This is a genomic window from Actinacidiphila glaucinigra, from assembly GCF_900188405.1.
Taxonomy (GTDB): Bacteria; Actinomycetota; Actinomycetes; order Streptomycetales; family Streptomycetaceae; genus Actinacidiphila; species Actinacidiphila glaucinigra.
In genome coordinates, this window is sequence record NZ_FZOF01000005.1 from 104,810 (window position 1) to 125,043 (window position 20,234).

The following is a 20,234-nucleotide window of genomic DNA, read 5'->3' on the forward strand; positions in this document are numbered from 1 at the left end:
CCGCCTCGCCCGGCGGCCCGGTACGGCTCGGAACCACGACGAACGGACACAGATGAAGAGAACACTGACCCGGCCCGGCGCACGTCGCCGAGCCGCACTCGGTGCTGCCGCCCTGACGGGCATGGTGACGCTCCTGGGCTTCGGAGCGGGCACCGCCGGCGCGTCGCCCGCCGGTCACGGCGGCCGGGACCACGTCGCCCTCGGCGACTCCTACGCCTCGGGTCCGCTCATCCCCGAACAGGTCGACGCGGCCTGTCTGCGGTCGAGCCGCAACTACCCCTCGCTCGTCGCGGCGCGCACGCACGCCCGCCTCACCGACGTCAGTTGCTCGGGGGCGACCACCGCCGAGATGACCGCGCCCCAGGGCAGCGCCCCGGCGCAGCTCGACGCGCTGGAGCGCGGCACGGACCTGGTCACGCTCAGCATCGGCGGCAACGACATCGGCTTCAGCAGCGTCATCGCCACCTGCGCCGGTGTGACGGCATCCGACCCCACCGGAGCCCCCTGCCGCGCCCACTTCACCGCCGGCGGCCACGACCAGCTCGCCGAGCGCGTCGCGCAGACCGCGCCCAAGGTCGCCGACGTCATCCGCGGCATCCACCGGCGCTCGCCGCACGCGCGCGTCGTGGTGGTCGGCTACCCGGACCTGTTCCCGGACGACGGCTCGGCCTGCACCAGCCCCTCGACGCCGTTCGCGGCCGGTGACTTCTCCTACCTGCGCGACACGGAGAAGACGCTCAACGCCATGCTGGCCACCCAGGCCCGCAAGGCCGGCGCGCGTTACGCCGACACCTACACCCCGACCGTCGGTCACGACATGTGCGCGCCGGAGGGAACGCGCTGGATCGAGTCCCTCGCCCCCGCGAGCCCCGCGGCACCCGCGCACCCCAATGCCCGGGGCGAGGAGGCCATGGCCGGCGCGGTGCTCCGCACCGTCGCCCGCCACCACCGCTGACCCCTGGTCACGAGGACCCGCCTCCCCCGAGGGGAGGCGGGTCCTCGCCGTTCGCCGTGGTGTCAGGCCTTCCGCATGTCCCGGTAGGTCTCCAGCACGCGCAGCCAGACCTCGCTGATCGTCGGGAAGGCGGGGACGGCGTGCCACAGCCGGTCCACCGGGATCTCACCGGTGACGGCGACGGTGGCCGAGTAGAGCAGTTCCTGCACTCCCGGGCCGACGAAGGTGACGCCGACCACCGTGCCGCGGTCCGGGTCGATCAGGACGCGGGCCTTGCCCCGGTAGTCCTCGACGTACTGGACGGCACCCGCGAGGCGCCCCAAGTCGTAGTCCACGACGTCCACGCGCCGCCCCGTCGCCTCCGCCTCACGGGTCGTCAGGCCGACGGAGGCGACCTCGGGGTCGGTGAAGACCACCTGCGGCACGGCCTCGGTGTCGGCGGTCGCGACGTGGGCGCCCCACCTGCGGTCGTCGACGGGCTCGCCCTTGGCCCGCGCCCCGATCACCGCTCCCGCGATGCGGGCCTGGTACTTCCCCTGGTGCGTCATCAGGGCGCGGTGGTTGACGTCGCCCGCCGCGTACAGCCAGCCGCCGGCGACGGCCGTCACGAGGAAGGTGTCGTCCACGGTCAGCCAGTCGCCGGGGGTCAGGCCGACCGTCTCCAGGCCGAGGTCCGCGGTGCGGGGGGCGCGGCCGGTCGCGAAGAGGATCTCGTCGGCGACCACCGTCCCGCCGTCCGCCAGCGTGACGCGTACGGGACCGTCCCGGCCGTCGTCGCGCGCCACGGCGGTCACCGAGGCGCCGAGCCGTACGTCCACACCCGCGTCGCGCAGGGCGCCGCCGACCATCTCGCCGGCGAACGGCTCCATGCGGGGCAGCAGTCCGCCGCTCCCCCGCACCAGCATGGTCACCTCGGAACCGAGCGCCTGCCATGCGGTGGCCATCTCGACGGCGACGACGCCGCCCCCGACCACCACCAGACGGCCCGGCGCCTCGCGGGCGCTCGTCGCCTCGCGATTGGTCCAGGGACGGACCTCGGCGAGCCCCGGCAGGCCGGGGAGCCGTGTCGTGGTCCCGGTGGCGACGACGACGGCGTGCCGCGCGGTCAGGCGGACCGTCCCGCCGTCCGGCGTGTCCACCACCACCTGGCGGGGGCCGTCCAGACGGCCGTGGCCGCGCACCAGGTCGACGGAGACGGAGTCCAGCCACTCCACCTGGTCGTCGTCCTTCCAGTTCGCGGAGAGCCGGTCGCGGTGGGCGAGGACCTCGGCCACGTCCAGCGGTCCGCCGACCGCGCCCTTCAGGCCGGGTATCCGGCGGGCGTCGGCCCCTGCCACCACGGGGCGCAGCAGCGCCTTGCTGGGTTCGCACGCCCAGAACGAGCACTCGCCGCCGAGCAGTTCGCCCTCCACCAGCACCGTGGCCAGTCCGGCGGCGCTCGTCCGGTCGGCGACGTTCTCGCCGACCGGTCCGCCGCCGATGACGACGACGTCGTATTCCCGGGAGGTACCGCTCATCGCTTGACCCGTCATTCCGTCGGTCTGCATAACCTGCTTCCAAAAGGGGCCGGAGGGGACCCGGTCAGGGGCCCGCGGTGCCGCGGAGGGGGGATCCGCGGCACCGCGGGGGACTGGGGTGGGAGGGTCGGTCGTCGGGGAGGGCGGGGTCAGCGTCCCGGCAGGCGCTCGGTGACCTCCTGGAGCGCCCAGCCGTTGCCGTCGGGGTCCGTGAACGTCGCGAAGGAGCCGTAGCTGGCGCGCGTGGGGTGCGGACCGGAGACCCGGGCGGTCTCACCGGCGTGGTGGAAGACGCCGCCCGCGTCGTGGAAGACCTCGCTGATGCCGACGCCGCGGGCCGCCAGCTCGGCGCGGGCAGCCACGATGTCCTCGACGATCAGGTGGAGGCCCTGCACGGAGCCCGGGGCGGCCGTGGTGACGCCGTCGCCGAAGAGGATCGAGGCCCCGGATCCGTCCGGTGTGAAGTGGACGACGCGGAAGCCGTCGTCGCCGACGTAGTCGACGTCCAGCCGGAAGCCCAGCGCCGCGTAGAAGTCCTTCGCCCGGTCCACGTCGGACACGGGCAGCACCACAACCTCGAGCTTCAGTTCCATCACGTTCTCCCAGTTCTGCGAGCAGTTCCGCACATCGTCACCGCTTTGACTGGTGACGAGCATGGCCCAGCGATACGTAACCTGTCAAGGCGGTGACGCAGGCCTCCGCGCCAACCCCCGTCGGGGCCGTCAGAATATCCTTGACTTGTCAAGCAATCGCCTCCTTTCACGCCCTCCCCCGTGAGGAAGACCGGGAGGACCACACCTGCTGTGACGCCCGGCGGGGGCGAACCCCCGGCGAAGCCCTGCGGCGGGCCCCGGTCCGAGGCGCGGGCGGCGGCGTGGCCGGCCGGGTCGTCCCGGTATCCTCCGCGGCGTGAGCGAGACGATCAGCGATGCCGCGGTGGACGCCCTGTACGGGGCGATGGAGCGGCTGACGGACCTCCTGCCCGGCGGCTTCGCCCGGCACGGCACGAACGGGGAGCGGCTGCTGTGCACCGGCCTCCCCGTCGCCGTTCTCAACACGGTGTGCACCGGTCGCGGACCGGCCCTGCGCGAGACGGAGGCGCTCGCCGAGGAGCTGTCGGCGACGGGCCTGCCGTGGAGCGTCCAGGTCCGCGGCGAGGCCGACCCGGAGGTGAGGGCGCTGGCGGACCGGTTCGGCCTCACGGCGACCACCACGCTGCCGCTACTGGCGTGGGACGCCGCGTCGCTCCCCGGACTGCCCGCCGCGCTCCCCGGAGACGGCACGGTGCGCAAGCTCGGCGGCGCCGAGGCCGGGCGGTACTCCGCCGCCCTCGCGGCGGGGTTCGGCATGCCCGAGGAGATCGCGGACGCGTTCGCCCTGCCCGCGCTGCTCGACGCGCCGGACATGACCGCGTTCACCCTCGACGTGGACGGCGAACCCGTCGCCACCGGTTTCAACGTCATGGTCGGCGACCACGTGGGCCTGTTCAACGGCTCCGTACCGCCCCTGCACCGGGGCAACGGCCACTACCGCGCGCTCGTCACGGCCCGGCTCCGGGACGCCGTCGCGTCGGGCGCCCGCCACGCGTTCACGCAGAACTCCCCCATGTCCCGCCCGCTGTACGAGTCCCTGGGCTTCCGGCTCGTGGAGGACTGGACGTACCTCACTCCCGCGAGCTGACCCGCGCCAGGCCGCCGGCTCCCCCGGCCGGTCCCCCGCGGACGTCTTCGCTGCTCACGGGGGTCGTGGTGACGGATGTTCACACTGCGCACTCCGGATCACCACCCGTTTCACGGCCATGCGACACCAACAGCACATCAACTGGACGGCGACCACCACCCCAACAGGGAAAGAAGTCAGCAAGTGCCGTTCCCCCTCCAGCCCGCCGTCCCTGGTCCGCGTTCCGCGGCACGCCGGGGTGCCGCCGCGCTCGCCCTGGCCACCGCGCTCAGCATCGGCGCCGGGATGATGACGACCGCCCAGGCGTTCACGCCCGAACAGCTCGCCTCGGCACCCGCGGACGCGACGAAGCCGGGCACCTCCGGCCGTGGGCTCATCCCGAGCACGCCCGGCGAGTCGATCGTCACCCGTGAGACCCGCACCCCGATCGCGCCCGGGCTGAACCTGACCCGCTTCGACCGTTTCGAGGCCGACGGCTGGGTCCGGGGGCAGGTGCTCGTCGCGGACCTCGCCGAGGACCGGCTCAGCGTCGACTACATATCCTCCGGCACGGTCACCGGGAAGTCCCGGGTGACCGAGCAGGCCGAGCACACCGGGGCCGTCGCCGCCGTCAACGGCGACTACTTCGACATGAACGACACCGAGGCCCCGATCGGCGCCGCGGTGTCACGCGCGGGCGGCCTGGTCAACTCGCCCACCGAGGGCCGCAACCAGGCGGTCGCCATCGGCGCGGACGGCCTGGGCCGGCTCGCCCAGGTGTTCCTGGAGGGCGACGTCACGGTCGACGGCACGCAGCACCTGAAGCTGGCCGGGGTCAACTCCCCCGTCCTGGCGGCCGGCGGGATCGGGCTCTTCACCGACCAGTGGGGCGTCTCCCCGCGCACCAAGCCGGTCAGCGGCGCGGACCGGGTGACCGAGGTACTGCTGCGCGACGGCAAGGTCACCGAGGTGCACTCGTCAGTGAGCGCCGGCCCGATCCCCGCGGGCACCAGCGTGCTGCTGGGCCGGGAGGCGGGTGCCGACGCGCTCGCCGAGCTCGCGCCGGGTGACGCCGTCACCGTCGCCTACAAGCCGCGCGCCGACTTCGGCGACGTGGCGGTCGCCGTGGGCGGCGGCCAGGTGCTCGTTGCGGACGGCACGGTCAAGCACTTCACCGACGGCGACACCGTCACGGCCACCTCCCGCACCAGCGTCGGCTTCTCCGCCGACGGCCGCACCATGTACCTGGTCGCCGTCGACGGCAAGCAGACCGACAGCCGCGGCATGGACCTCAACGAGCTCGGCGCCTTCATGAAGGGCCTCGGCGCGCGGAACGCCCTCAACATGGACGGCGGCGGTTCCACCACCATGGCCGCCCGGCTGCCCGGCGAGAGCGCCACGGGCCTGGTCAGCAGCCCGTCGGACGGTTCGGAACGCCAGGTCGCCAACGGCCTCGGCCTGTTCGCGGCGCCCGGCTCCGGCAAGGTCCACGGCTTCCGCGTGGGGCCCGCGCTCACCGCGGACGGCTCGGACAAGGTCTTCCCGGGGCTGCACCGCACCGTGCGGGCGCTCGCCCACGACGAGACCTACGCACCGGTGTCCGCCGGACGGGTGCAGTGGCACGGCGACGGACGGCTGGACGTCCGCACTGGCCGGGACGGCTCCGCCGTCGTCACCGGCAAGCGCTCCGGCACCGGCCGGGTGGAGGCCTCCTCGGGTCACCGGGCCACCGGTTCGGCGGAGCTGACCGTACTCGCCCCCGCCGTCCGCATCGCCCCGGGCAGCAGCCTGGTGGCCCTGGACGGCCTGGACGACACCGCCCGCCTGACCGTCACCGGTTACGACGCGCTCGGCGACTCCGCCCCGATCGACGCGTCCGACGTCAAGGTCACCGGCGGCGAGGGGGTCGTGTCGGTGTCGCCCGCGGACGACGCGACGTTCACCGTGCGCGGTCTGACCGACGGCGCGTCCACCACCCTGCACCTGACGGTCGGGAAGATGACCACCGACGTCGCGGTCACCGTCGGGCTGGCCGAGAAGACCTTCGCGGACCTGACGGACGCGGCCTCCTGGACCTCGGCGAACGACCGGGCCCCCGGGGGCTCCATCGCCCCGGCCGAGGGCCACGACGGAGCCCCCGGCCTGAAGCTGACGTACGACTTCACCCAGTCCACCGCCACCCGCGGCCAGTACGCCGTGCCGCCGCAGCAGATCCAGCTGCCCGGCCAGCCGCAGGCCGTCACCATGTGGATCAACGGCGACGGCAACGGCGAGTGGCCGCGGCTGCAGTACCGCACGGCCGCCGGCGTCACCGCCAACCTGGACGGCCCCACCATCACCTGGACCGGCTGGCGCAAGGTCGAGTTCCCCGTGCCCGTGGGCACCCCCTACCCGCTGACGTTCCAGCGGGTCCGGCTGCTGGAGACCAGCGCCGCCCGCTCCTACAAGGGCGCGGTCACCGTCAGCGACATGCGGGTCAAGGTCGCGCCCGACGTGGAACTGCCCGTACGGCCCAAGGTCGAGGACCCGGTGGTCGTGACCAACGGCACCGTCGACGGCCGTCCGCTGCGCGTGGCCGTGATGTCCGACGCCCAGTTCGTCGCCCGTGACCCGGGCAGCCCGCTGGTCGCCGCGGCCCGCCGGACCCTGGAGGAGATCGCCGAGGCCAAGCCGGACCTGCTGGTCATCAACGGCGACCTCGTCGACGAGGGCTCCCCGGCCGACTTCGCGCTCGCCCGCACGCTGCTCGACGACTTCGACGCCCGTACCAAGGGCACCGTCCCGTGGCACTACGTACCGGGCAACCACGAGGTGATGGGCCCCGGGAACACCTCCAACTTCAAGGCCGCCTTCGGTGACACGACGTCGGTCTTCGACGTCGAGGGCACCCGCTTCATCACCCTCGACTCCTCCAGCGGCACCCTGCGCGGCGGCGGCTTCGCGCAGCTCCAGCTGCTGCACGACCAGCTGCGCAACGCGGCCGCCGACCGCTCCGTCAGCGGTGTCGTGGTCTTCGAGCACCACCCGGCCGAGGACCCGCTGCCGGACAAGGCCAGTCAGCTCGGCGACCGCAAGGAGGCCGCCCTGGTCGAGCAGTGGCTCGCCGACTTCCGCGCCGAGGGCCACAAGTCCGCGGCGTTCGTCGCCGGTCACGTCGGCGCCTTCTCCGCGGCGCAGGTCGACGGCGTCCCGTACCTGGTCAACGGCAACTCCGGCAAGAACCCGGCGAGCACGCCCGACAACGGCGGCTTCACCGGCTGGACGATGCTGGGCATCGACCCGCGCCACGGCCGGGTCGCCGACCCCTTCGACGTCCCCTCCGGCGACTCCGGGACCTGGCTGCGCGCCGAGGTGCACGCCCGCACCGACGCGGTCGACATGCTCGCGCCGGCCACGCTCACCGTCGGCGGCGTGGGCCACGCCTCGGCAACGATCACCCAGGACGGCACCCGTACCGTCCCGGTGGCCTGGCCGGTCGGCGCCGCATGGTCCGGCAGCCGGGTCGACGTGGCGGGCGCCGAGGACAGCGGGCACGGCCACGGAGGCCACGACGGCGCGCCCGTCGTCGCCTACAACCCCGCCACCGGGGCGCTCAAGGCGCTGCGCACCGGCACCGCGGTGCTGCGCGTGACCGTCAACGGCGTGACCGCCGAGCGGACGATCACCGTAGGCCGCGGCTGAGCCCGGGCAACCGGCCCTTCCGGGCGCTTCCCGTACGGGAAGCGCCCGGAAGGGCTGAGCCGATCGGCGGAGCCGGTGCCCGGGCGGGCCTGCCGCGGGCTCGGCACGGGCAGGCATGGGGCCGGAGGTGCGTGGTCCATGCCCAGCGGTGACGTGCTGGTCCTCGTCGACGAGGACGGCCGGGTGGTCGAATGGGGGCGTCCGGCCGAGGAGCTGTTCGGGCGCCCGGCCGGGGAGGCCGTCGGCCGGTCCCTGGGCGCGCTCCTGCGCGGTACCGCCATGGACGCCGGACGCCCGCACGCGGGGTTCCCCGATGGGGTGTCGGTACGGATCGAGCCGGTGCTGCGCGGCAGCTCGGTGCTGTGGCGGGTGCGCGCGGCGGGGGACCCGGCGCTGTCGCAGCAGGACGTGGCGGTCCTGAGGACCGTCTTCGCCCGCACCCCCGTGGAACTGCTCGTCCTCGACCGCCGGTTGCGTGTGGTCCGCATGAGCGCCGCCTTCGGTACGGCGCGCGGGACGCGCGCCGGCAGCCCGCTGGGGCTGCACTTCACCGAGGTGTACGACCTCGACCGCCCCGAGGAGGAGGCCGAGGTGGCGCGGCGGGTCCTGGAGAGCGGGGAACCGGTCCTGGACCGGCTCGTCCACGGCCCCGGGTCGCCGGAGCGCCGCGGGTGCCGCAGCCGCTCCGTCTGCTACTTCCGCCTGGAGGACGCCCGGGGAGACACGCTCGGCCTGGTGGCGTCCGCGGTGGACGTCACCGACCGGGAGAAGGCGCAGGACCGCCTGGACCTCCTCGAGCAGGTCCGCACCCGGTTGGGGCAGGTGCCGAACGTGGGGATCGTCTGCCGGGAGCTGGTCGACGCGGTCGTGCCCGCCCTGGCCGACACGGCCGTCGTCGAGATGGTCGACGACGTCGTCCGCGGGGAGGAACCGCCGAAGGTGCCCGTCCACCACGACGTTCCCCTGCGGCGGGCCGCGTTCCGGGGCCGTCTGTCGGCGTACCCGGTGGGCGAGGTCCGTCCCCTCCCGCCCGGCACCCCGTTCGCGGAGGTGCTGTCCGACCTCAGGGCGCGCCTGGTGGCGATCGACGAGCACGCCCCGTGGCTGGCCGCCGACCCGGCCCGGTCGGAGGCCATCCTGGGCAGCGGCGCCGACTCCCTGATCGTGGCCCCGCTGGCGCTGCGCGACCAGGCGCTGGGCGTGGTCGGCTTCTACCGCGAGCGGGACCGGGACCCCTTCGACGAGGACGACCTGAGAGTGGCCTCCGCCGTGTGCGCGCACGCCGCCCTCTGCATCGAGAACGCCCGGCAGTTCATGCGTGAGTGGATCATCGCCTCGACCCTGCAGCGCAGGCTGCTCCCCGGGCAGCCTGCGGGACGGCCCACCGTGGAGGTCTCCCGGCTGCACCGTTCCGGCCCGGAGGGCGGCGGGGCCTGGTCCGACGCGATCGCGCTGCCCGGCGCCCGGACCGCGCTGGTCGTCGGTGACGTCGCCGGGCAGGGGATCGTCGCGGCCATCACGATGGGGCTGGTCAGGACGGCCCTCCACACGCTCGCCGCTCTCGATCTGCCTCCGGACGAGCTGCTGGCCCGGCTGAGCGAGACCGCCGGCCGGCTCGCCGCCGCCTCCGCCGCGCTGCCGCAGCTGGACTTCGAGCCGCTCGACATCGGCTGCGTGATCGCGGTGTACGACCCGGTGGAACTCACCTGCACCGTCGCCCGCGCGGGCCTGCCGGAGCCGGTCGCCGTCCTCCCGGACGGCACGTCGGCCACCCTGGCCGTCCCCGCCGGTCCCCTGCTCAGCGGGCCGGACGACGCCCCCTTCCCGGCGACCACCGTCGACCTCCCCGCGGGCAGCACCCTGGCGATGGCGACGACCTCGTTCGCGCAGCGGGTCCTGGCACCGTCCGCTCCCCTGCGCCCCCTCCTGGACGGCGCGGCGACCCGGCCCCTGCAGGAGGCGTGCGACGCCATCGGGTCCGCGTTCGCCGACTCGGGCGCGGGCGACGAGACGGTGATGCTGGTCGCCCGCACGGGCGCGCTGCCCGCGGACCGGGTGCTGACCCGCGCGCTGCCGGCGGGCGCCGAGGCCGCGCCGATCGCCCGCGCGGCGGCGCGACGGCAGCTGGCGGTCTGGGGTGTGGCGGAGGAGACGGCGTTCACCACCGAGCTCATCGTCAGCGAACTGGTCGGCAACGCGGTGCGCTACGGCGCGCCGCCACTGCAACTGCGCCTGGTCCTCGAGCAGATGCTGACCTGCGAGGTCAGCGACAGCGCGGCCGGCGCCCCGCACATGAAGCACGCGCGCACCGTCGACGAGAACGGACGCGGGCTGTTCATCGTCGCGGGCCTCGCGGACCAGTGGGGCGTCCGCTACCGCGCACAGGGGAAGACGGTGTGGGCCCAGCAACCGCTCGGGGCGCCTTTGGACGGCCGCTGACCGGTCCGGCCGGGAGCGCAGGGCCTCGTGGGAACCCCGTCAGGGTGAGCCCGCCGCCCGCGTCGGCCCCGGGGCCGGCTGCCCGCTCGCCGCCCGGGGAGTGAGGACCCTCAGGCGCCGCCCGGTGGCCTATTCCCGGCATGGGGGGACGCTTTTGTCCCCTTTTCGCCGGATGTTCGACATGTCACGGTTAAGTCACGTCGAGCCCATCAGTCGAGGAGCAGGGAAACCCACCATGACCGGCATCGGAAACCGCATCCCCACTACCGCCGAGGTCCGCGAGGACATCGGCAGCACGGGCCGCGACCGGTGGTTCGTGGGCTTCCGCTTCCGCACCCCCCGGGGCTCCGTGGGCAGGCAGTTCTTCGTGGTCGGCGAGGCCGCCGACGCCGAGGACGCGGTGGCGATCGCGATGGCGCGGGCCTCACTGCCCCGCTCCCGCGGGGCGCGCGAGGACGACGCCGAGATCGACGGCGTCGAGGTGCGGCTCCTGCGGTGGAACCCGCTGGGGTGGGTCTACCTCACCCGCTCCTGCGCCTGACAGCGACGCGGATACGGGCCGGCGGCGCCTCCGGCACGACAGGAGGAGACGCCGCCGAGTGACTGACGGCGCACCCGCGACCCACTGGTCGAGCGGGTGCGCCGTCGGCGTGGGATCAGCCCGCGAGGCCGCTGTTCAGCGCGGCGGTGAGCTTGATGACGCGCTCGGTCTGGATGCGGGCGGCGGTGCGGGTGGTGTCGTTGACGGGGTTGTTGCCCTGGGCGTCCACGTGGGAGGTGCCGTAGGGGTTGCCGTCGACGAACTTGGCGGGGTCGGTGTAACCGGGGGTCACGACGATGCCGCCGAAGTGGTGGATGGAGTTGTACAGGGCGAGGAGGGTCGACTCCTGGCCACCGTGGGAGGTGGCGGTGGAGACGAAGCCGCTGTACACCTTGTCGGCCAGCTTGCCCTGCGCCCACAGGCCACCGAGGGTGTCGATGAACTGCTTGAGCTGCGAGGACATGTTGCCGAAGCGGGTGGGGGTGCCGAAGATGACGGCGTCGGCCCACTCGACGTCGGCCGGGGTGGCCACGGGGATGTCCGCGGTGGCGGCGTGGTTGGCGGCCCAGGCGGGGTTGGAGTCGATCGCGGCCTGCGGGGCGAGCTCCGCGGCCTTGAGCAGACGCACCTCGGCGCCGGCCTTCTCCGCGGTCTCGGCCATCTCCTTCGCGATCTCGGTGATGGTGCCGGTGGAGGAGTAGTAGACGATCGCAAGCTTGATCGACAAGGTGGTTCCTTTCAAGGAGGACCTGCCCCACGCGTCGGGGGTGCACGGTCCAGGGATCCCGCGGCCCGTGGGGGCGGGCCGCGCTTCACTGGTTGAAGAATAAACAACATTGGGGCACCCCTGTCCACCGGTGTCCGTGCGACGAATGTCACGCAGTCCGCTTACGAGCCCCCGCTTCACCAACCGCCCCCCGCGCGGTGCGGGCCAAGGCGGCGACATCCGGTGTCACGCAGTCCGCTTACGAGCCCCCGCTTCACCGGCCATCCGCCGCGCTGTGGCGGCGAAGGCGGCGACATCGGGGCGCGAGGCCTGCCGCGGCCAGGCCAGCGCCAGCCTCGTCGCGGGCAGGTCCGCCACCGCGACGGCGACCACGTCCCGGGTCAGACGGTCCACGGCGGCCGAGCCGACGACGGTGACCAGCCGACCGAGCGCCACCCGGTCGACGATCTCGTCGAGGCCCACCGGAGGGCACTGCTCCCGGTAGCCGGGATCCTCGCGCAGCTCGGTGGTGGTCACCTCGCGCCGGGTGGCGAACCGGTGACCCCGCGGCATCAGCGCGACGGGCAGTTCCTCCGCCACCTCGACCGTCCCGAGGCCGGTCAGGTCGTCACTACCGACGCACAGCAGCGCGACGTCGGCCGAGCCGTCGCGCAGGGCGCCCACCCGGTCGTAGGTGAAGACGAGTTCGGGGGCGGCACCGTCGTACGACCCGAGCAACTCCGCCAGCAGGCCCGAGCCGGTACCCGGCCGGACCGCCAGGGCGAGCCGCGCGGGGGCGGCCGCCCGCCGGGCGCGGTCCACGGCCCCGTCGAGCTCCCGCAACAGTCCCCGGCACTCGTCCAGGAAGACCTCGCCGGCGGGGGTGAGGGCGACACGGCGGCTGGTCCGCTCCAGCAGCCGGACCTCCATACGGCGCTCCAGGCGGGCGATCGCCCGTGACAGCGGCGGCTGTGCGATGCCCAGGCGCTCCGCCGCGCGACTGAAGTGCAGCTCGTCGGCGACGGCCACGAAGTACTCGAGCTCACGCGTCTCCAACCGATCCATACCTCCAGAGTATCGCCGCATGTCAGAAGCGTCATGGCTCCCGCGCACAGCCCTTGGTCCACTGGGACCGGGCACCGCGGAGAACGGGTGCCCGAGACGCACGAGGAAAGGAAGGCACCGCACATGAGCACGCAGGAGCGCGAGGTCCGGGAGGTCCTGGCCCGCTATGTCCGCGCGACGGACCGGCGGGACGGCAAGGGCCAGGGAGCCCTGTTCACGGACGACGCCGTCGTACAGATCTACGCCAGGACCGGCGCCGGCGACCACGAACCCGTCGGCGAGCCCCTCATCGGCGGGGCGGCCGTGGCGTACGCGGTCGAGCACTACATGGCCCCGCACCCCGAGGGCTGCTCCAGCCACCACATGACCGCCGACCACATCGTCGAGGTCGACGGCGACCGCGCCCACATGAACGCCCAGTTCGTCGTCTTCCGGACGCGATCCGTCCCGCGCCCCGCCGGCGGATGGCCCGCAGGGACCCTCGGCGCACAGGGCACGGTGGAGCCGGTCGAGTCCGGCTACTACGACACCGACCTGATCCGGGTGGACGGTGCGTGGAAGATCGCCCGCCATCGCGTCCTGATGGACATGCCGATCGCCCTCCCGGGGGCGTGATGCGGGCCGTGGTCTACCGCCGCTACGGCGGCCCCGAGGTCCTCGAGCTCACCGAACTCCCCACGCCCAGGACTCATGTCGACTCGGTGCTGGTACGGGTACGCGCGGCGGCGCTGAATCCCGCCGACCTGGCGCTCCAGGCGGGCGCGCTCGACTCCGCCGTCGAGACGTACTTCCCCGTGGTTCCCGGCTGGGACATCGCGGGCGTGGTCGAGCGCGCCGGGCCCGCCGCCCCGGAGTTCGCCCCGGGCGACGAGGTCATCGGCTACATCCGCGGCGACGTGCAGCGCGCACACGGCGGACTGGCCGAACTGGTCGCCGCCGACGTGCGCACCCTGGTGCGCAAGCCCGTCACCATGGGCTTCGCCGAGGCGGCCGGACTGCCCCTCGCGGGGCTCACCGCCTATCAGGCCGTGGTGCGTGCCCTGGACGTCCGGCCGGACGAGACGCTGCTCGTACACGGCGCGGGCGGCGGCGTCGGTTCCCTCGCCGTCCAGATCGCGCTGGCCCGCGGCGCCCGCGTCATCGGAACCGCCGCCCCCGCCGACCACGGCTACCTTCGCTCGCTCGGCGCGGAACCGGTCGTCTACGGCCACGGGGCCGCCTCCCGGGTGCGGGAACTGGCGCCGCGCGGGGCCGACGCGGTCCTCGACACCGCGGGGGGCGGGACGCTCGCCGCGACGGCGGACGCCGCCCGTGCGGGCGCCCGGACGGCCTCCGTCGCGGAGACCGGGGTGCCGGGGGTCGTACCGGTCTTCTGCCGCCTCGAACGGGCGGACCTCGCCGCTCTGGTCGAACTCGCCGAGGCCGGCGGGCTGTCCGTGCGGATCGCCGCCGCCTACCCGCTGGAACGCGCGGCCGACGCGCAGCGCCTGCTGGCCTCGGGCGGCTCCCGGGGCAAGGTGGTGGTCGACGTCACCTGACCTGCGGCTTTGAAGTTGCCGCCCGTTCTTGGTTCCATCGCGTCGGCTATGTGGACCGCAGGAATGGATGCTCTCGTGGAGAATGACACACCGCTCGCGTGGGTCGGGGTGGACACGGTTGCGGAACGGGCGTACCGCCTCCTGTTGTCCCGCGACAGCACGACCGTCGACGACGTGGTGTCCGCGCTGGGCGTGCCGGCGGCCGAGGGGCTGGCGGTCCTCGAACGGCTGCACCACGCGGGGTTGATGAGCCGCCGCTCCTCGGGGGAGTTCTTCACCGTGGACCCGCGGCACGCGCTGCGCTCGCTGGTCGAGTCGCGGGAACGCCAACTGGCCGCCGTACGCGAGGCGGCCGGCCCGCTCGGGGCGCTCTTCGACGCGGCGAGGAGGACCGGGGACGGCGGCCCCGGCACCGGTGTGATCAGTGGCCTGGAGGCCGTCGGGGACCGCTACTACCGACTCAAGCAGGCCGCGCGGACCGAGCTCTGCGCCCTGGACCGCCCGCCCTTCCTGCTCGCCCCCAACGAGCCGCTGGACGAGGCGGCGGTAGGGCGCGGGGTGCGGGTGCGGGCGGTCTACGCCGCCGCCAGCTTCGAGGCCGACGGCGGGTGGCAGGAACTGGGCAGCCTCGTGTCGCGCGGGGAGGAGGCCAGGGTCGTACCGGCGCTGCCGATCAAGCTGGCGATGGCCGACCGCTCGGCCGCGATGGTGTCGCTGAGCCTGTCCGTCGGGAGCGCGGAATACCTGTACACCGAATCCCCGCCGCTGCTCGCGACCTTGGGCGAATTCTTCGAGAACTACTGGGCCTCCGCGTCCCCGTTGACCGGTGAGCCCGGATCAGGCAGCCTGCCCGCAGCGGCGCCGGAGGCGCCAGTGACCGGAACGGACGGCTCCCACCGGCCGACCGACGAGGAACGGAAACTGCTCGCGCTCTTCGCGGCCGGCGTCAAGGACGAGGCGATCGCCCGCCAACTGGGCATCTCTCCGCGGACGCTGCGGCGCAGGATCCAGGAGCTGTTCACCGAGCTCGGCGCCACCAACCGATTCGGCGCGGGTGTTGCCGCGGCCCGCCGCGACTGGATCTGACCGGCGCGGGTGGCCCTTTCTGGCCACTGGCCGGTTTCGGCAGCGTAGGACGTTGGTCACCAAAGGATCACCCCGGCTAGAACTTGTGTGCGCCCGAACGGCGTATCACCCGGCCGGACCTCCCCGGCCGCCCCCCTGACGAAGGAGCTTTGGTGGCACCACCTGCCCATCCTCCTGCGCGCCGCTCGGCGATACCGCGATCCTTCGCGGCCCTCGTCACCGGCGTCAGCCTGACGGTCCTCGCCGCCGCCCCGGCGCCGGCCGTCGCCGCCCCGGTCCCGACCCCACCCGCCGTCCCGGCGCCGTTCGGCGCGCACGACCCGGGATCCGGCGAACAACCGTCCGCCGGGCGGTACATCGTCACCCTGCGCGAACCGGCCGCGGCGACCTACGCCGGCGGTGTGGCCGGCAAGGCCCGCACGGCGCCCCGCGACGGCGAGGGCCTGAAGGCGGGCTCGGCCCCCGTGAAGGCCTACCGCACCTACCTGCGCTCGCGTCAGGACGACGCGGCCCGCACGGTGGGCGCCCGCGTGATCTCGTCGTACTCCGCGGCGCTCAACGGCTTCACGGCCGAACTCCAGCCGCGTCAGGTCGACGAACTGCGCGCCGACCCCACGGTGGTGTCGGTCGTCAAGGACGACCTGCGCAAGCCGCTGGCCGCTGTCAACTCCACCGACTACCTGGGCCTGAGCGGCAAGGGCGGGGTGTGGGCCGGCAACGGCGGCGTCGAGGGCGCCGGCAAGGGCGTGGTGGTCGGCGTCGTCGACACCGGCATCGCCCCGGAGAACCCCTCGTTCTCCGGTGCGCCGCTGGGCACCGCGCCGGGTCGGGAACCGTACCTGGACGGCTCCGTCGTCACCTACCGCAAGGCGGACGGCGGCACCTTCACCGGCGCCTGCACCGCGGGCGTCCAGTTCACCGCCGCGGACTGCTCCACCAAGCTGGTGTCCGCGCGCTACTTCGTCGACAACTTCGGCGCCACCCGCATCGGCGGCCCCTCCATCGGCGAGTACCTGTCGCCGCGTGACGGTGAAGCGCACGGATCGCACACCGCCAGCACGGCGGCGGGCGCCAACGGTGTCGAAGCCGACCTCGGCGGCGTGCCGATGGGCCCGGTCTCCGGCGTCGCGCCGGCCGCCAAGGTGGCGGCCTACAAGGCCTGCTGGAGCGGTCCCGACGCGAAGGACACCACGGACGACGGCTGCGCCACCGGTGACCTGCTGGCCGCGATCGACGCGGCCGTCGCCGACAACGTCGACGTGATCAACTACTCGATCGGCTCGGCCGACGGTGCCCGCACCACCGACTCGGTCGTCGACGAGGCGTTCCGCAACGCCGCCGCCAGCGGCATCTTCGTCGCCACCGCCGGCGGCAACTCCGGCCCCGGCGACAGCACGGTCGACAACGCCTCGCCGTGGATCACCACCGCGGCGGCGAGCACCATGCCCACCCGTGAGGCCACGGTGGAACTCGGCGACGGCCAGAACGTGCTGGGCGCCTCCGTCTCCCTCCCGGCGGACGGCCGCAAGGTGTCCGCCCCGCTGGTGGCCGCCTCGGGCGCCGGCACCCCGATCTCCGTCCGGCCCCAGCTGTGCGGCCCGGACAGCCTGGACGGCGCCAAGGTCAAGGGCGCGATCGTGCTGTGCGAGCGCGGCACGTACGACCGGGCCGCCAAGTCGGCCGAGGTCAAGCGCGCCGGCGGCATCGGCATGGTCCTGGTGAACCCCTCGCCGGACTCGACCGACCTCGACACCCACGCCGTCCCGACGATCGCCGTCGACGCGGACGGCTACGACGCGCTGCTCTCCTACGCCGGCACCGAGGCACCCACGGCGACCCTGGTGGACGGCAACCCGCACCACCTGGCGTCGGCGGCGGTCCCGCAGATCGCCGGGTTCTCCTCGCGCGGCCCGGTCCAGGCCGACGGCGGCGACCTGATCAAGCCGGACCTCGCCGCACCGGGCGTTGCCGTCCTCGCCGACGGCGCCAACGCCGCGGGCGGGCGACCGAGCTTCACCTTCATGTCGGGCACCTCGATGGCCTCCCCGCACGTGGCCGGTCTCGGCGCGCTCTACCTGGGTCTGCACCCGCAGGCGACCCCGGCCGAGATCAAGTCCGCGCTGATGACCACCACCCGGCCCACCGTGACGGGGGCGGGAGAGGCGTCGGAGGACGTCTTCGCACAGGGCAACGGCCAGGTGGACGCGACCCGTTACCTGCACCCCGGGCTGCTGTACCTGAACGGTCCCGACGACTGGGCGCGGTACGTCGCGGCGGTCAAGGGCGACCGGACGGCCCCCGCGCCGTCCGACCTCAACCTGGCGTCGATCGGCGTCGGTTCGCTGGCCGGCCGGCAGACCGTGACCCGCACCGTGACCTCGACCGGGCCCGGCACCTTCACCGCCGACCCCGTGCGGATCCCCGGCGTGGACACCGTCGTCGAGCCGCGGTCGCTGACCTTCACCGCGGCGGGGCAGTCCAGGACGTTCAAGGTGACGTTCACCCGGACCACCGCCCCGCTGGGCGAGTACGCCACCGGGTACCTGACCTGGCGCGACGGCGGGCAGAGCGTGCGCAGCGCGCTCGCCGTACGACCGGTGACCCTGGTGGCGCCCACGGCGGTCGCCGCCGCGGGCAGCACCGGCCGGACCACCGTGAACCTCAAGGGCGGTGAGGACCGCGACCTGCCGCTGGACCTCACCGGGCTCTCCCGGGGCCTGCGGGTCCAGGGCTCGGGGACCGTCGGCGGTCCCGCGCAGACCCACGTCGTGGAGGTGCCCGCCGGGACGGAGCACGCCCGCTTCGCACTCGACGCCGCCGACGACTCGGCCGACCTCGACCTGTCGGTGTACCGGCTCAACCAGTACGGCGACACGGCGCTGGTCGAGCGGGCGGCCACCGAGTCCGCCGACGAGCAGCTCGACCTGGAGGACCCCGAACCCGGTCTGTACGAGGTCGAGGTGGACTTCTTCGCGGGGTCCGGACCGCTCGGCTTCACCGTGACCAGCTTCGCCCTGAACGACAAGGGTGCCGAGGGCTCGTTCACCGCGCAGCCCGCCACGGCCCCCCTCCGGGCGGGCGGCACCACGCCGGTCACGCTGTCCTGGAAGGGCCTGCGGGCCGGAGCGGTCTACCTCGGCCGGGTCGCCTACGGCGACACCGGACGGACCACCTACGTGACCGTCACCGGTGACCCGCGGAACGGCCCGCCCAGCGGTACCCCGGGCGCCCGGCCCACGGTCGCCGTGCAGCCCGCCTACGCCGTGCCCGGCCAGTCCGCCGTCGTCGTGGCGAAGGGGCTGACCCCGGCCGTCGACTTCCAGATCCGGGTGAAGGGCACCAACCGGGTGCTGGCGAGCGGCCGCACCACCGACGACGGCGGCGTGGGCCGCCTGGTCACCCTGCCGGCCGACATCGCCACCGGGAAGCAGACCCTGGAGGTCAGGTACGGCAGCCGGAGCGCGGGCGGCTCCTTCACCGTCGCCAAGCTGGTCCTGGGCGACTCCGAGCACTCCGACGCCCACGCCTTCGACGGCAACCCGCTGGCCGCCATGACCACGGCCGTCCGGGGCAAGGGCACGGTGCGCATCACCGTCCGCGGCGCGTCCGGCACCTACCTGAGCCGGACCCTCGCCGTCGACGCCGGCGAACTGGGCTGGTACGCCTGGAAGTCCGAGCCGGTCGAGACCAGGCCGGAGAAGCTCACCGCCACGCTCGCCGTGGTCGCGGACCACGGCCGCACCGGGCAGAGCACGTCCCTGACCTGGACCCCCGCGGCCGTCAAGGCGAGCAGCGCGTCGATCACCGAGGACCGCGCCGCGGCGCACACCGCGAAGGTGAGCTACACCAACAACTCGGAGGTGCCGGCCTTCCCGACACTGCGCTACAAGCTGACCAACGGCGACCTGGTGCTCGCCACCCTGCAGGCCGATCCGGAGGACACGTTCACCCGCTCCTACGACACGACCGGGGTGGGCCGCCTCGACCTCGTGATCGACGGGACGACCGTGGCCACGTACCGGAACAGGGACCGCGCCGGGCTCACCGGCCGGCCCGCGATGGTGGAGCCGTTCTACACGACCTTCCAGCGTGGCGGCTCGGCCAGGCAGCACGGCGGTCCCGCGTCGCTGGAGATGACGGTGACCAACCGCCCCGCGGCGTACAGCGGGGGATTCGCCCTGACGGTCGGCGAGGGCCCGGAGATCTACGCGGGCACGTCGCTCCTGCTCGACGAGCGCATCCCCGTCCCGCGCAGCGCGCAGGAGGGGGCGCCCGTCTCGCGGACCGTCACGGTGCCCGCCGGGCGGCCGCTGTGGGCCACCGCGTACTACGAGGTCCAGGGCCCGATCTTCCAGGCCCTGGCGGTGCGGCGGATCCTCGTGCCGCCGGTGGCCGCGGCGGACCTCCAGCCGGTGCGCGGCTCCGGTTCCCGGCCGGCGTTCGTCGTGGACACCATGCCCCGGGAGGCGGCCGCGGGTACCACCGCGTCGGTCACCGCGGCGGGCCTGTCGCCCCGTGAGCGCTTCACCGTGCGGCTCGACGGCCGGGTCGTCGGCTTCGGCCGCGCGACGGCGGGGGGCTTCGCCCACGCGTTCGTCCCCGTCCGGCACACCCACGACCGGACGCTGACGGTACGGGTGACCGGGACCGGGGCGGGTCGTTCGGGCGAGACCGTGCTCGGCGTCTCCGGCTAGCCCGTGGGCCCGGCCGGCGTGCCCCCACGGGTACGCCGGCCGGGCCGCACCCGGGCCCTTGCCGACGGCGCGGCGACGCGCCTGCGCGCGCACGGCGCGCGACCGCCCGGGACCCGCCCACGCCCGCACACCCGGCCCATGACCACCCCGCCGGCTGCGGCCGCCCCCGGAACGCCCATCGCCGCCACCAGCCCGGCGACACCCGTGAGCGGACCGGTCGGCAGGGCCCCCGCGGCCACCCCGCCCGGGCAGGCACACCCGCTGCCGTGACGGGCCTTCCCCCTCGCCGCCGAACTCCGGCGGTTCGGCCCGGTCCACGCAGGGCGTCGCCGATCACGGCGAGCCCGCTCCCC

At 74.2% G+C, this 20,234-nt stretch carries 13 protein-coding genes; 9 read left to right on the top strand and 4 right to left on the bottom strand.

What is annotated here, in order from left to right; genetic code table 11:
- Positions 1–52: 52 nt before the first annotated feature.
- Positions 53–955 carry an SGNH/GDSL hydrolase family protein gene (locus CHF15_RS11660; RefSeq protein ID WP_089223656.1) on the top strand — a complete coding sequence of 301 codons (903 nt, stop codon included), beginning with the start codon at positions 53–55 and terminating at the stop codon, positions 953–955.
- A gap of 62 nt (positions 956–1,017) precedes the next feature.
- Here the strand turns inward: CHF15_RS11660 and CHF15_RS11665 are convergent, their stop codons facing one another.
- Both CHF15_RS11665 and CHF15_RS11670 read right to left on the bottom strand, forming a co-directional pair.
- A complete protein-coding gene (locus tag CHF15_RS11665) occupies positions 1,018–2,472 on the bottom strand; it encodes a dihydrolipoyl dehydrogenase family protein (protein WP_089223657.1) in 1,455 nt (484 codons plus the stop codon).
- Between the two features lie 149 nt (positions 2,473–2,621).
- Positions 2,622–3,065: a VOC family protein gene (locus tag CHF15_RS11670; protein ID WP_089223981.1), complete on the bottom strand. Its 444-nt coding sequence runs from the start codon at positions 3,063–3,065 to the stop codon at positions 2,622–2,624.
- A 316-nt stretch (positions 3,066–3,381) separates the two neighbouring features.
- Between CHF15_RS11670 and CHF15_RS11675 the strand changes: the two genes are divergently transcribed.
- From CHF15_RS11675 to CHF15_RS44380, 4 genes are all read left to right on the top strand, one after another.
- Positions 3,382–4,152 (top strand): GNAT family N-acetyltransferase, encoded by a 771-nt coding sequence (locus CHF15_RS11675; protein WP_089223658.1) that lies wholly within the window; start codon positions 3,382–3,384, stop codon positions 4,150–4,152.
- Positions 4,153–4,335: 183 nt separating this feature from the next.
- On the top strand, positions 4,336–7,812 hold the full coding sequence (locus CHF15_RS11680; RefSeq protein WP_089223659.1) for a phosphodiester glycosidase family protein: 3,477 nt from the start codon (positions 4,336–4,338) through the stop codon (positions 7,810–7,812).
- Between the two features lie 138 nt (positions 7,813–7,950).
- Positions 7,951–10,251: a SpoIIE family protein phosphatase gene (locus CHF15_RS11685; protein ID WP_089223660.1), complete on the top strand. Its 2,301-nt coding sequence runs from the start codon at positions 7,951–7,953 to the stop codon at positions 10,249–10,251.
- Between the two features lie 235 nt (positions 10,252–10,486).
- Positions 10,487–10,792 carry a hypothetical protein gene (locus CHF15_RS44380; protein WP_089223661.1) on the top strand — a complete coding sequence of 102 codons (306 nt, stop codon included), beginning with the start codon at positions 10,487–10,489 and terminating at the stop codon, positions 10,790–10,792.
- A gap of 115 nt (positions 10,793–10,907) precedes the next feature.
- Here the strand turns inward: CHF15_RS44380 and wrbA are convergent, their stop codons facing one another.
- Together wrbA and CHF15_RS11700 are read right to left on the bottom strand one after the other, a co-directional pair.
- Positions 10,908–11,519: an NAD(P)H:quinone oxidoreductase gene (gene wrbA, locus CHF15_RS11695; RefSeq protein WP_089223662.1), complete on the bottom strand. Its 612-nt coding sequence runs from the start codon at positions 11,517–11,519 to the stop codon at positions 10,908–10,910.
- A 225-nt stretch (positions 11,520–11,744) separates the two neighbouring features.
- Positions 11,745–12,563 (bottom strand): LysR family transcriptional regulator, encoded by an 819-nt coding sequence (locus CHF15_RS11700; RefSeq protein WP_089223663.1) that lies wholly within the window; start codon positions 12,561–12,563, stop codon positions 11,745–11,747.
- A gap of 123 nt (positions 12,564–12,686) precedes the next feature.
- Between CHF15_RS11700 and CHF15_RS11705 the strand changes: the two genes are divergently transcribed.
- The 4 genes from CHF15_RS11705 (at position 12,687) to CHF15_RS11720 (ending at position 19,881) form a co-directional block, all read left to right on the top strand.
- Positions 12,687–13,178: a nuclear transport factor 2 family protein gene (locus CHF15_RS11705; protein ID WP_089223664.1), complete on the top strand. Its 492-nt coding sequence runs from the start codon at positions 12,687–12,689 to the stop codon at positions 13,176–13,178.
- On the top strand, positions 13,178–14,101 hold the full coding sequence (locus CHF15_RS11710) for an NADP-dependent oxidoreductase (protein ID WP_089223665.1): 924 nt from the start codon (positions 13,178–13,180) through the stop codon (positions 14,099–14,101). The genes CHF15_RS11705 and CHF15_RS11710 overlap by 1 nt, the downstream gene beginning before the upstream one ends.
- Positions 14,102–14,176: 75 nt before the next feature.
- Positions 14,177–15,187 carry a helix-turn-helix transcriptional regulator gene (locus CHF15_RS11715; RefSeq protein WP_179279749.1) on the top strand — a complete coding sequence of 337 codons (1,011 nt, stop codon included), beginning with the start codon at positions 14,177–14,179 and terminating at the stop codon, positions 15,185–15,187.
- A 152-nt stretch (positions 15,188–15,339) separates the two neighbouring features.
- The gene (locus CHF15_RS11720) at positions 15,340–19,881 is read left to right on the top strand and encodes a S8 family serine peptidase (RefSeq protein WP_107418546.1); all 4,542 of its coding nucleotides are present in this window, start codon (positions 15,340–15,342) and stop codon (positions 19,879–19,881) included.
- The last annotated feature ends 353 nt before the right edge of the window (positions 19,882–20,234 follow it).

Excerpts from the sequence above, each read along its gene's own strand:
- CHF15_RS11660 (WP_089223656.1), top strand. The coding sequence starts at position 53 with ATGAAGAGAACACTGACCCGGCCCGGCGCACGTCGCCGAGCCGCACTC.
- CHF15_RS11665 (WP_089223657.1), bottom strand. The coding sequence starts at position 2,472 with ATGAGCGGTACCTCCCGGGAATACGACGTCGTCGTCATCGGCGGCGGA.
- CHF15_RS11670 (WP_089223981.1), bottom strand. The coding sequence starts at position 3,065 with ATGGAACTGAAGCTCGAGGTTGTGGTGCTGCCCGTGTCCGACGTGGAC.
- CHF15_RS11685 (WP_089223660.1), top strand. The coding sequence starts at position 7,951 with ATGCCCAGCGGTGACGTGCTGGTCCTCGTCGACGAGGACGGCCGGGTG.
- CHF15_RS44380 (WP_089223661.1), top strand. The coding sequence starts at position 10,487 with ATGACCGGCATCGGAAACCGCATCCCCACTACCGCCGAGGTCCGCGAG.
- CHF15_RS11700 (WP_089223663.1), bottom strand. The coding sequence starts at position 12,563 with ATGGATCGGTTGGAGACGCGTGAGCTCGAGTACTTCGTGGCCGTCGCC.
- CHF15_RS11705 (WP_089223664.1), top strand. The coding sequence starts at position 12,687 with ATGAGCACGCAGGAGCGCGAGGTCCGGGAGGTCCTGGCCCGCTATGTC.
- CHF15_RS11710 (WP_089223665.1), top strand. The coding sequence starts at position 13,178 with ATGCGGGCCGTGGTCTACCGCCGCTACGGCGGCCCCGAGGTCCTCGAG.